9 protein-coding genes and 1 pseudogene are annotated in these 10828 nt (G+C 66.9%); 7 read left to right on the top strand and 3 right to left on the bottom strand.

The features are described from left to right. Nucleotides 1-170: 170 nt before the first annotated feature. Nucleotides 171-1367 carry a ParA family protein gene (locus tag ACFV7Q_RS36550; RefSeq protein ID WP_385435246.1) on the top strand — a complete coding sequence of 399 codons (1197 nt, stop codon included), beginning with the start codon at nt 171-173 and terminating at the stop codon, nt 1365-1367. After that, on the top strand, nt 1364-2425 hold the full coding sequence (locus ACFV7Q_RS36545) for a ParB/RepB/Spo0J family partition protein (protein WP_385435245.1): 1062 nt from the start codon (nt 1364-1366) through the stop codon (nt 2423-2425). Before ACFV7Q_RS36550 ends, ACFV7Q_RS36545 begins: the two co-directional genes overlap by 4 nt. A gap of 99 nt (nt 2426-2524) precedes the next feature. Here the strand turns inward: ACFV7Q_RS36545 and ACFV7Q_RS36540 are convergent, their stop codons facing one another. Continuing rightward, nucleotides 2525-2764 carry a hypothetical protein gene (locus tag ACFV7Q_RS36540; protein WP_385435244.1) on the bottom strand — a complete coding sequence of 80 codons (240 nt, stop codon included), beginning with the start codon at nt 2762-2764 and terminating at the stop codon, nt 2525-2527. A 187-nt stretch (nt 2765-2951) separates the two neighbouring features. Between ACFV7Q_RS36540 and ACFV7Q_RS36535 the strand changes: the two genes are divergently transcribed. The 3 genes from ACFV7Q_RS36535 to ACFV7Q_RS36525 all read left to right on the top strand — a co-directional run bounded on the left by ACFV7Q_RS36535 (nt 2952) and on the right by ACFV7Q_RS36525 (nt 7784). After that, entirely contained in the window at nt 2952-5423 is a 2472-nt protein-coding gene (locus ACFV7Q_RS36535) for a hypothetical protein (protein ID WP_385435243.1), read from the top strand. A 612-nt stretch (nt 5424-6035) separates the two neighbouring features. Next, a complete protein-coding gene (locus ACFV7Q_RS36530; protein ID WP_385435242.1) occupies nt 6036-7157 on the top strand; it encodes an IS630 family transposase in 1122 nt (373 codons plus the stop codon). Nucleotides 7158-7334: 177 nt separating this feature from the next. Beyond that, on the top strand, nt 7335-7784 hold the full coding sequence (locus ACFV7Q_RS36525) for a hypothetical protein (protein WP_385435240.1): 450 nt from the start codon (nt 7335-7337) through the stop codon (nt 7782-7784). 97 nt (nt 7785-7881) lie between these two features. Here ACFV7Q_RS36525 and ACFV7Q_RS36520 read toward each other — a convergent pair whose 3' ends face one another. Continuing rightward, nucleotides 7882-8253, bottom strand: coding sequence for a hypothetical protein (locus tag ACFV7Q_RS36520; RefSeq protein ID WP_385435239.1), 372 nt, complete (start codon nt 8251-8253; stop codon nt 7882-7884). Between the two features lie 267 nt (nt 8254-8520). On the opposite strand from ACFV7Q_RS36520, the pseudogene ACFV7Q_RS36515 reads away from it, so the two are divergent. Next, a pseudogene (locus ACFV7Q_RS36515) lies at nt 8521-8712 on the top strand (IS630 family transposase); the annotation flags it as partial. A gap of 336 nt (nt 8713-9048) precedes the next feature. Continuing rightward, nucleotides 9049-9543, top strand: a complete 495-nt coding sequence (locus ACFV7Q_RS36510; protein ID WP_385435238.1) for a hypothetical protein — start codon at nt 9049-9051, stop codon at nt 9541-9543. Nucleotides 9544-9801: 258 nt separating this feature from the next. Here ACFV7Q_RS36510 and ACFV7Q_RS36505 read toward each other — a convergent pair whose 3' ends face one another. Beyond that, nucleotides 9802-10725 carry a hypothetical protein gene (locus ACFV7Q_RS36505; protein WP_385435237.1) on the bottom strand — a complete coding sequence of 308 codons (924 nt, stop codon included), beginning with the start codon at nt 10723-10725 and terminating at the stop codon, nt 9802-9804. Between the last annotated feature and the right edge of the window lie 103 nt (nt 10726-10828).

Here is a 10828-nt window from a genome sequence, read left to right as displayed (position 1 = left end):
GGGGGGGTTCCGTTGTTTTTTTTTCACCATGTAACGCGACTCGGTGGGTGGGGTTCTAACGCGTTTAGCACCCTCGAGAGTGCTAACGGCGTTAGCACCCGAGCAGGAACTACCGCCAGAAATCGGCAAAACGCACCTAACGGATCACCCAATCTCCGCGAGACGGCAGTATGCTGCCGTCCACGTCATCTCCGAACCCGGGAGCGGAACGGGAGAAGCTCGTCTCCAAGTTGCCCGCTCACCTCCAGCAGGCCCTCAAGGTCCGTGCAGCACAGCTCCAGACCGACATGCAGGACGCCGTCACCGCCGGCATCCAAGCCTGGCGCGCCTGCACCGACGAGCTCCCCACCGTCAACACGGCCGGAGCCGACTCCTTCGGCACCTACCTCCCCGAAGGCCTCTACGAAGACTTCAAGGCCGACTGCCGCGAGCGCAACGTCGCCTACATTCAGGGTCTGGCGCAGGCGGTGACACTCTGGCTGGTCGACAACCCGGCCGAAGCCCAGCAGACCACCCGCCGCGTCATCGTCTGCAACCAGAAGGGCGGCGTCGGCAAGACCGCCATCTCCGCGGGCCTCGCGCAAGCACTTGCGGAAGACCCGAGCGTCCTCGGCGCTGCAGCCGGCGCCGCGATCAACGGGCGCCGCGTCCTCCTGGTCGACTACGACCCCCAGGGCCACCTCACCCACCAGCTCGGCCTCACCGCCATCCCCGCCGGCGAGGAAAGCCTGATTGCGCACATGCTCCACCGCGAGCAGGCCAAGCAGCCGCTGTTGGACCTGACAGTCGCCATAGAACGGGACCGCTTCGGCGGCCGCCTGCGCATCCTCCCCGCAGCGTTCGACGCGTTCCTCCTCGACTCGGGCCTCACAGTCTTCCGCGGCCCCCGCCATGCTGCACTCGAGCGTCCGCTTGCCCCCCTCGAGGAACACTTCGACGTCATCGTCGTGGACTCGCCCCCCAGCCTCGGCCTCGCCATGGACGCCGCCCTCACCTACGGCCGGCAGCGCGCCGACGAGAAGGCCGGCTCCTCAGGGCTCGTCATCCCCGTCGAAGCGGAAGACACATCCGCCCAGGCCTACGGCATGCTCATCCAGCAGGTCGCCTCCCTGTCCACGGACTTCGAAATCCACATCGAGCAGCTCGGTCTCGTTGTCAACAAGTTCGACAGCCGCCGCGGCTACATCGCCACCTCCTCCCTCGATAAGTGGAAGTCCCTCGGCACACCACCGGTCCTCGCCGTCGTGCCCGACGTCAAGGAACAGCGCGAAGCCGTCCGTAAGCAGCATCCCCTCCTGGATTACGCACCGGACTGCGAGCAGTCCCACCAGATGAGGAAGATCGCCCGAGGAGTGACGACCGCATGAGCAAGGCCGACTTGCTGGGGGACTCCCCCACCTTCAACGCTGTCGCCCAGCCCATGAGTAGCCGCGCTGCATCCTTCGCGCGCTTCTCAGGCCAGGACACCCCGGCAGCGATGCCTCCCTCGTCCAGCCACACGGGAACCCTCCGCGTTGCCCTGAGTGCACTCGCCCACAACCCTTACAACCCCCGCGAGGAACTGAAGGCCGTCGACGAACTCGCCGACAGTCTCACCTCCCGAGGGATCATCCAGCCGCTTGCCGTCGTCACCCGACAAGCCTTCCTCGCCGCCCACCCCAGCCACGAAGACCAGATCAGTGACGCGGCGTACGTAGTCGTCGACGGCAATCGCCGGCTCGCAGCCTCCAAGCTCGCTGGCCTGGACGATCTCCCCGTCCACGTAGACGACTCACTCGCGCAGGACGCCGACACTCTCCTCGAAACCGCCCTCACGGCAGCGGTGCAGCACGAGAATCTCGAACCTCTTGAAGAAGCCAAAGCGCTCGAACGGCTCGTCCATGTCCACGGATCCCAGCGTGCTGTCGCTCGTGCCCTTGGGAAGTCCAGCCCGTGGGTGACTCAGCGTATTGCTCTTCTCAAGCTCACCCCCGAACTCCAGCAGCAGGTCGAGGACCGCAGCCTGCCTGTGGAGATCGCCCGCAATATCGGGCAGCTGCCAGCACAACAGCAGCAGAGTGCCGCAGACGAAGCCATGGCCAAGCGGGAGGCCAAGAAGCGGCGCAGCCCTACACCAGGTGCTAACGCCGTTAGCACCTCCAATCCTTCGCCAGCCGCCATTGCCAGCAACGACTCGCAGCTGCCGCAGCAGCCCGTTGAGGTCAGTGATCCGGAGCCGCCGCACCAGCGTCCTGCGAGTAGCGACTCGCAGCAAGCCGTGCAGTCGGCCCCCGACAGGGACTTCGAACCACATCTTGTGGACATCCGTAAGCTGCCCCGTGTCCCCTGGCACGACGGCAACGCCGTGGCGGACCTGATCTTCGAGAAAATGACCGAAGAGCAGCGCGCAGTACTCCTCGAGCGCCTCATGGCCGCCGTTCACTGACAGTTGATTGAGGCAGGCGGGGCGTCTGTCTGAAGCCGGGGTGCTAACGCCGTTAGCACCCCGGCTTTGTTGTAGTTGGCCTTGCTATGGAGCAAACGTTCAGTGGCGGGACTGCCACCAGAGGATCGCGGCAGTGACGACGACGCTGCCGAGGCCGGAACTGATGCCGCGGAGTGTCTCCTTCAACGTGAACAGGGCTGCGCGTTGTGCCCGCTTGCGCCAGCCGGGCTTGCTCAGGTGGTCCGGCTCCGTACCTGGCTCCGACCGGTGCTGCCCCTGCTCCGAATCGTCGGTGTGGTCCTGCGCCCGCTCCTGCTCCTGCTCCTTCGGGTCGTACACGTTCCCTCCCTGATCTCCTGACGATGGATGCGCCCGCTTCTGCGGGTGCGGCCGGCCATGCCTCGGCCGTGAATCCAGGAGAAGGGGCTCCGTGAGAGGTCGGACGAGTTGAGACAGCGAGCTCTCAGGCTGTGCGCGTGACCTGCGCGGATACCAAAGGGAGTTACTGGTGGTCCATCATCTGCGGATGAGTCGAGACGAGAAGCCCCCCGTCCGGCGGCCCCGCCCTCTGGGGCCACCGCAGTGGGCTCCCGGTGCCCGTGGCCAACTGCATGACTATCTCCACACCCTGTACCTGGCGGCGGGCGAGCCGACCATGCGGGACATCAGACAGCTCGTTGACGATGACGACGATGCGCCGGGCAACCCGAGCAAGGACATGATCAACCGCTGCCTGGCAGGGACGGAGCTCCCCCAGCAGGCGGACGTGGTCACCATCGCACGGGTGCTGGCACGCGAAGCACGGTGGGACGTGGCCCATACCACCGACAAGACCATCGGGTTATGGCTGGGAGCACGGTCGGTCGTGTACGCGGGCGAGCCGGTTCGGAGCTTCGATGATCCGTTCGCCCTCCATGTCCACGAGGTGATCGAGAGCGATGAGGAGGACCTGCCCGGCAAACTTCCGGTTTACGTCGCGCGGGAACACGACGAGCTGCTGCATCTGAGGGTGAAAGTGGCCCTTGGTGGGGGCAGCGCCCTCGCGATGCTCTCCGGCGAGTCGTCGACGGGGAAGACGCGTGCCTGCTGGGAGGCGGTCCAGAGCCTCCCGGACCAATGGCGGCTGTGGGCGCCGCTCAGTACCGATCAGGCACTGGAGGAGCTGTCGCTGGTCGCGCCGCACACGGTGATTTGGCTCGACGAGGCGCACACCTTTTTCCTGACCCCGGGTTCGCCCTCGGGTCCCCGGCTGGCAGCGGAGCTGACCGAGCTGTTGCGCCTGCGTCGCCGGGCACCCGTTTTGCTACTGGGGACGATCTGGCCCAACTTCCTCAGCACCCTCCGGGCGTTCCCCTCCGGAGGATCGGACCATGACGAGCACGCCAGCGCGCGGCGGCTGCTGGACCCCGTGCGGTACCAGCGCAATCTGCGTATCGGACCCGGCCTCGACACGCTGGATCTACGCCTGCGGGAGGCGGTCATCCCGGTACCGGACGACTTCTCGGGCCTGGCGGTCCGGCGCAAGATCGAAGAGGCGGCGCAGAGCGACCCGCGCTGGGCCGAGGCACTCGCGAACGCCGAGGACGGCCGCATGACGCAGTACATGGCGGGCGGACCCGAGGTCAAGCGTCGGTACCAGCTCGCGCCCCCGGCAGCGCGTGGGCTCATCGAGGCAGCCATGGACCTGAGGCGCCTGGGACACGGACCGGAACTCGCTGCCACGCTTCTGGCGTCCGCGCTACCCGGCTACGTTGGGCGCACCGCGTACGACCTGCTCGGCGAAGCCGAGCTGCAGCGGGCCTGGGTGTACGTGTCCGACCCCGCGCAGTGCCGTGGTGCGCGGCCACCGCTGGGGGAGATAGCGCCAGCTGGCCGTGGTACCCCGGGCGGCGAAGCGCGGCCCGCGGCCACCCATTACCGGCTCTCTGACTCCCTCGACCACGAGGGTCGCATCGTGCGGCTCGACCACAAGGTGCCCGCCGAACTGTGGCAGGCGGCCGTCGAGTACGCCGAGCGCAGCGCGCTGCTGCCCTTGGCCGACGCGGCGCGCACGGTGGGCGCGTACCCGGACGCCTGCCGGCTGTACATCCGGGCCGTCGAGGACGGTGAGCAGTCGGCCCTACTGCAGATTAGGGATCTGCCGGGTCGCGACACGTGGGCCGATCAGGCGCTGCCTTGGTTGCGAGCTCGTGCCGAGGCAGGTGACGTGCATGCCCAACATGTCGCCGTGCACGTGATGAGGTCCGTGGGGCGCTTCGGCGAGGCCGAGGACTGGCTGTGGTCACGGGCCGAGACGGGTGCGATCGACGCCCTTCGGGAGGGTGTACGTCTGCTAGCCGCGTCCGAGACGGGAGAAGGAGCTCGCAGCCGGCTGGAGTCCATGGTGGAGCGGGGGGAGCCCGGCGCGCTGATGGAGGCCGCGGACCAACTGCGCGCGCAGGGCAATGCGGTGGAGGCGAGCACCCTGTACAAGCGGGCTGCCGACCTCGGAGACCCCATCGCACTGCGTCGTTTCGTCGTGGGGCTACTGAACGGGGTACGCAGCGACGAGGCCCTTACCTGGCTTCGGAGCCGCAGCGACAGCGGCGACGTGGACGCCCTGGGTGTCCGGGTTGAGGTCATGCTCTCGCTGGGGCTCTATGGCGAGATGCTGGACTGGCTGCGCAGCCGAATTGGCGCCGGCGACTTTGCCGCGCTGACCGAGGCTCTCGCTTACTTCGACGACGCCGGACTCGAGGAAACCAAGCTGGAGTGGTACCAGCAGGCCGCCGCCGCCGGCCACACAGCGGCACTGATGCAGGTTGCGGACCGGCTCGCCGCCCGAGGCCGGACCACCGAGGCCCTTGACTGGTACCGGCACACGGCGATCGCCACACACAACAAGATCGCCATGCACAAGGCCGGGCGCATCCTGCTGGAACGAGGTGAGACGGAGGAGGCGCACTCGTGGCTGGGGCGCGCGGCAGGCCCGGAGCGAACGCCTCCAAAGGCGACGTAACTCCTTGACCACATCGCGACGCGCCCGAAAGGGTGCGTCGGCCTGTGGCGTGGTTCTGTCGCGCGGTGCAGGCGTTCTCGCCACCGGTGCCTTCGTTGACGGGGCCCTGGCGGAGCTGTCCGGCGGTCCGCGCTGGAGCGCAGCGGATGGTGCGGCTGTCCCGGGCGGTGTAGAGGGTGCACGCCGGTCTTCTCCAGGGAGCACGAAGCCCGGCGTGGTACCGGAGGGCGAGGTACGGGGGCTTGGACGCGGAACTCGGTTTACTGGTGTGCTGGGTCGTGCTCGATCGCGTGCGGTGGGGTTCGGTGCAGTGAGGGTGAGTGCGCCTGGTAGGTGGTGAGTGGAGTGGTGACTCACCGGTGAGTGGGGTCCGGTGAGCGGTGACCGGAGCGGTGAGTTCTCGGGGTGTGGGAGAGAAGCCGAGGAGTGGTGACATTCGCTGCTGGGGCATGCTTGCGCAGCCAGCTCGCGAGGGTGGCGGCGTCCCGGCAGGGCAGTAGAGTGCCGTAGTGGTGCCTGCGACGGCTAGTGCTGTGACCGCATAGGTTCACCGGATTGGCGGGTGGCGCGGTTGGATGGGTGGTGACGTCCATTCCGATTGCTGGAGGTGGGGTGGCCGAGCCTGTGCGGGTCCGCAGACTGACCGATCAGGAAGGACAGAAGCTGCAGCAGATCGTCCGCCGGGGCAGCACCAGCTCGGTGCGCTACCGGCGGGCAATGATGTTGTTGGCGTCCGCCGGCGGGAACCGGGTGCCGGTTATCGCCCGGTTGGTCCACGCCGACGAGGACACTGTGCGGGATGTGATCCACCGGTTCAACGAGATCGGTCTGGCCTGCCTGGACCCTCGATGGGCGGGAGGCCGTCCCCGCCTGCTCACCCCTGACGACGAGGACTTCGTCGTCCAGACGGCCACCACCCGCCCCGCCAAGCTCAGCCAGCCCTTCACCCGCTGGTCGGTACGCAAACTCGCCGACTACCTGCGGAAAGTACACGGACGCATCATCCGTATCGGCCGGGAGGCCTTACGCTGCCTGCTCCGGCGCTGCGGCATCACCTTCCAGCGCACCAAGACCTGGAAGGAGTCCCCCGACCCCGACCGCAACGCCAAGCTCGACCGGATCGAGCATGTTGTGGATCGCTTCCCGGACCGGGTCTTTGCCTTCGACGAGTTCGGACCCCTGGGGATCCGGCCCACCGCGGGCTCCTGCTGGGCGAAGCAGGGCAGGCCCGACCGGCTGCCGGCGACCTTCCGCCGCACCCACGGCATCACCTACTTCCACGGCTGCTACTCCGTGGGCGACGACACACTGTGGGGCGTCAACCGCCGCCGCAAGGGCACCGCCAACAGCCTGGCCGCACTGAAGTCGATCCGCGCCGCCCGGCCCGACGGCGCCCCGATCTACATCATTCTGGACAACCTCTCCGCCCACACCGGCGCGGACATCCGCCGCTGGGCGAAGAAGAACAAGGTCGAACTGTGCTTCACCCCGACCTACGCCTCCTGGGCCAACCCGATCGAGGCCCACTTCGGACCGCTGCGGCAGTTCACCATCGCCAACTCCCACCACCCCAACCACACGGTCCAGACCCGGGCCCTGCATGCCTACCTCCGCTGGCGCAACGCCAACGCCCGCCACCGCGACGTCCTGGCCGCCGAACGCAAGGAACGCGCTCGCATCCGCAGCGAGAGAGGCATCCGCTGGGGCGGACGCCCACTCGCCACTGCGGCCTGAGCGAACCGGTGAACCTATGCGGTCAGAACAACTAGCGCTGACTGGGCATCGGCTCGGCAACCTCCGAGAAGGCGCCTGATAGGTGGTCCCGGTCAGCCAAAGTGACCTATCCATAGGGTATTTTGACTGGCCTTCTATCTCAAACCGACTATCCAGGACGAATGAAAGGAGAGCACCATGAGCATCACCAGGACCGCACGTAGGACGCGGGCCAAGATGACCGTGTCCATCGCGGCCCTGGCCGCGGGCTCACTCATACTCACCGCCTGCAGCGGAAGCAGCGACAGCGCCAGCAAGCTCGACGGTACCTACTACGTCAAGGACGTCAACGGCACGTCCGACCTCGGCCAGCTGGTCGTCAAGGGCAACAGTGTCTCGCATCATGAGTACAGCTGCGACGGTGTCTACGAGAAGCCGGGCGTGACCAGCACCGGCGAGTTCAACAAGGATCAGTCCCAGATCATCTGGACGGTCGCCGGAGACGACAGCCGCAACAAGCGGACCGGCAGCGAGTCGATCTCAACCAGCACCACCTCGATCAGCATCAGCGGTAGCGCGTACGTGCGGGACAACTCCGACGCGGGCAAGGCCCTCTTGGACGGCTTCAAGACCAAGTGCGGGAAGTAGCGTCGACGTCCCGCTCGGCCGGCCAAGCAGCGCAGAACCCCGTGGGCATCGCGTCCACGGGGTTCTGTCCTTCCTCGGCTGGTCAAGCCCCTGACGTCTACTCCTGAAGCTGCAGCGCCCGGTATTCCTCGATCGTCTCCGGCGGCTGGCCGTATTTCGGGGCATGCCGCTCGACGAAATCGAGTTCGGCCCATGCCTCTGGCCTCCGAATCCTCGACTGGGCCACCACGACGAACATCACGGCGCTGACGCCGATGTTGGACAGACACCACCCCGTCAGCAGCACCATCAGCACCACAGGCAGATCATTCTCGATCTCCATGGTGCCCAAAACGCCCAAGCCTGCGCCGTTGACCAGAAGGCCCGCCACGTACCCCTCGAACGAGCCGACCAGACGCGCCAGGATCCTCGGCTCGTCACGATGCCGCACGGCGCGCACCATCTCGCCGACGAACACTACGGTAGCCACAGCCGCCGCAGTACTCAGTGCCAGCTCACGGATCCCGGTGACCCACCATCGCGCCGAGCTCCACCAGCCACGCGGGAACTCGCCGCGAAGCCTTGATCCGGGCCTCATGCTCCCCTCCTCCTCACGCTCCTCAAAGGACGACGCACCGGGTGAGGGTGATCGTTCTCACCGGGTGCGTCAGCCCTCCACGCTCGCCGTCGATCGGACGATCAGTCTCCCTCGCGCCTCGGCGGAGGCCACCGGCTGGCTGCTGCTGCGGCTTTGGGGGCCAACTCCCACCACCCCAACCACACGGTCCAGACCCGGGCCCTGCATGCCTACCTCCGCTGGCGCAACGCCAACGCCCGCCACCGCGACGTCCTGGCCGCCGAACGTAAGGAACGCGCTCGCATCCGCAGCGAGAGAGGCATCCGCTGGGGCGGACGCCCACTCGCCACTGCGGCCCGAGCGAACCGGTGAACCTATGCGGTCAGAGCACTAGCGAAGTCACCGACGCCCAGCACCTGTAGAACGGCCCAGAGCGGATCAGGCACGACCATGATCGCTCGCAGCAGGGCTGTCCGGCTCACCCTCGTGGGACTGGCGTTGGTGGTTCAAGGAAAGGCACCCACTTCCTGTGGGGGGTGCCTCTATGTCTTTCGTCAAGCTTGAGGTGGTCATGCGGTGGCCGCCTCGGGTTGGCGTGACTCGTAGAAGGTGCCGTCGCGGAGCATGGCTGAGCCCGGAGAGGGCCATCAAGCGCCCTGTACCCTCACGACGCCGCCCACCAGACCCCGGCACGGAAGGCCGGCTGCCGTGGCCGACGACGACGCGATAGCCCTGGAGGGCTTCCTGGACGAGGAGACCGTGCCCGGCGACCTGCACGGAACGACGGCGCGGTTCCGCCTCACCGTCTCCCCCACGGACGAGCGTACGGACGAGATGATCCTGCCCTGCAGCGTCACCGACTCGGAGCTCGCGCACGCGGTCATCCACGACCTGGTCCCCGGCGACAAGCTCCGCGTCACCGGCTACCTCCGGCTCCCCCGCACACCGGACGAGCCGATGTGGCTGGTCGTCACCACCCTCACCGTGCTGGAGACCGCACCGCAGCTCTCCGACCCGGCCGCCCTCTCCCCGGCCGTCATCGAGAGGTACGGGCCGTACGTCTGCTGGTTCGACGCCGACACCACCGACGTCGAGGTCTTCACCGAAAGCGGCATATGGGTCGGCACCGCACCCGAGCCGCACGACCTGGGCGAACTGCTCGAAGCCTTCGAGCACCGCCAGGCCGCCGGCGGCGAGCAGTAGCGGAGCTGCCGTGCCCATCCGTCCCGAGAACCTGCACCGGTACCCGCGCGACTGGCCACAGATCAGCGCGCGGATCCGGTTCGAGCGGGCAGGCGGCCGCTGCGAGTGCACGGGCCGCTGCGGCCTGACGCACCCGGGCGGCCGCTGTCCGGCCGTCCACGAGCAGATCCATCCCGACACCGGCTCCGTGGTCGGCCTCACCACCGCCCACCTCAATCACATCCCCGAAGACGTGCGAGATGTTGGTAAGCCCGGCTATCAGAAGTTGTGGAATGGTCCTCCATCCCATGAAGATCCACGGACTTCACTTGGCTCCCAGTCCGCGTAGAAGTCGGTTGGTGACTCATCCAGCTTGACCTCCTCCGCAAGCCCCTCCAGCTCTTCAAGTTCCTCGTGCTCGACACGCAGGTCGCAGGCTGGGCAGGTGAAGACAAACGGGGTGAACATGACCGCCCACTCATCCTCGTCAATGTGCGTGTCACCACTAAGCCAGCCCTGCGAGTCGCATGCCGGGCAGGTGGCGGGCTCGTCGTGTTCGATGTAGCCGGGAGGGGAGACTCGTGCAATCGTGCCGAGGACGAGCTCGCGTTCCTTCTGGGGCAAGTGGCCGTAACGTTCAGAGAAGACATCCTTGGCCCGAGCAAGTTTGCTCTCCAGCCGGACACGGACAGCTTCCACGTTCTCTTCGAGAAGCCGGTCGTGCAGGGACTCGTAGCGGCCCCAGTAGGAAGTGTCGATCTTGAGCTCGACGAGCAAGGGGTCGATCAGCCGGAGACACGTGGTGAAGACGGCATTGACCTCTGACCGGTTGTACATGCCACTGTGTGCGACGCCGTTACGAGCATTGGCTAGCGGTCCAAGCGCCCGCTGATCGACCGGCATCTTCTTCCGCAAGATCTTCTGCGCTCGGGCATGGGCTTCGGCCAAGCCGATGGTCTTGACCTGCTCCGCGGGAACCGAAGCGTGTGCCCCGTGACCCGTCGCGTGCAGCAAGGAGTTGAAATCCTTGCCCTCGACTACGAGGGCCGGGTGGAGGCTGGCCAGGTATGACTTGAGGAGATGCTCGGCAGCGATCCCGGCGTGGTGGACCGCCAGGTCATGGGACGACGGGCCTTCGGCGAGCGCGGCGAAGGCCGCGATCATCCATTTGCGCGAAGAGAGCTTGAGTCGTTCAGAGTCCATGGCCAGGACACTAGTAGTGCTTGGTCAGGTTGGTTCGCGGGTGGGTATGTCGCGGTGACAGGTGGGGCAGGCGCCGGCCCAGGTGGCCAGGAGGATCTGAAGT

Origin of the sequence: Streptomyces sp. NPDC059851 (genome assembly GCF_042732005.1) — a bacterium.
Taxonomy (GTDB): domain Bacteria; phylum Actinomycetota; class Actinomycetes; order Streptomycetales; family Streptomycetaceae; genus Streptomyces.
Note: the sequence above shows the minus strand (reverse complement) of the source record. Positions and strands in the feature narration are given on the sequence as shown.

What these genes read in the sequence shown, in the direction of transcription:
- ACFV7Q_RS36550 (WP_385435246.1), top strand. Translation starts at nt 171, where the DNA reads ATGCTGCCGTCCACGTCATCTCCGAACCCGGGAGCGGAACGGGAGAAG.
- ACFV7Q_RS36545 (WP_385435245.1), top strand. Translation starts at nt 1,364, where the DNA reads ATGAGCAAGGCCGACTTGCTGGGGGACTCCCCCACCTTCAACGCTGTC.
- ACFV7Q_RS36535 (WP_385435243.1), top strand. Translation starts at nt 2,952, where the DNA reads ATGAGTCGAGACGAGAAGCCCCCCGTCCGGCGGCCCCGCCCTCTGGGG.
- ACFV7Q_RS36525 (WP_385435240.1), top strand. Translation starts at nt 7,335, where the DNA reads ATGAGCATCACCAGGACCGCACGTAGGACGCGGGCCAAGATGACCGTG.
- ACFV7Q_RS36505 (WP_385435237.1), bottom strand. Translation starts at nt 10,725, where the DNA reads ATGGACTCTGAACGACTCAAGCTCTCTTCGCGCAAATGGATGATCGCG.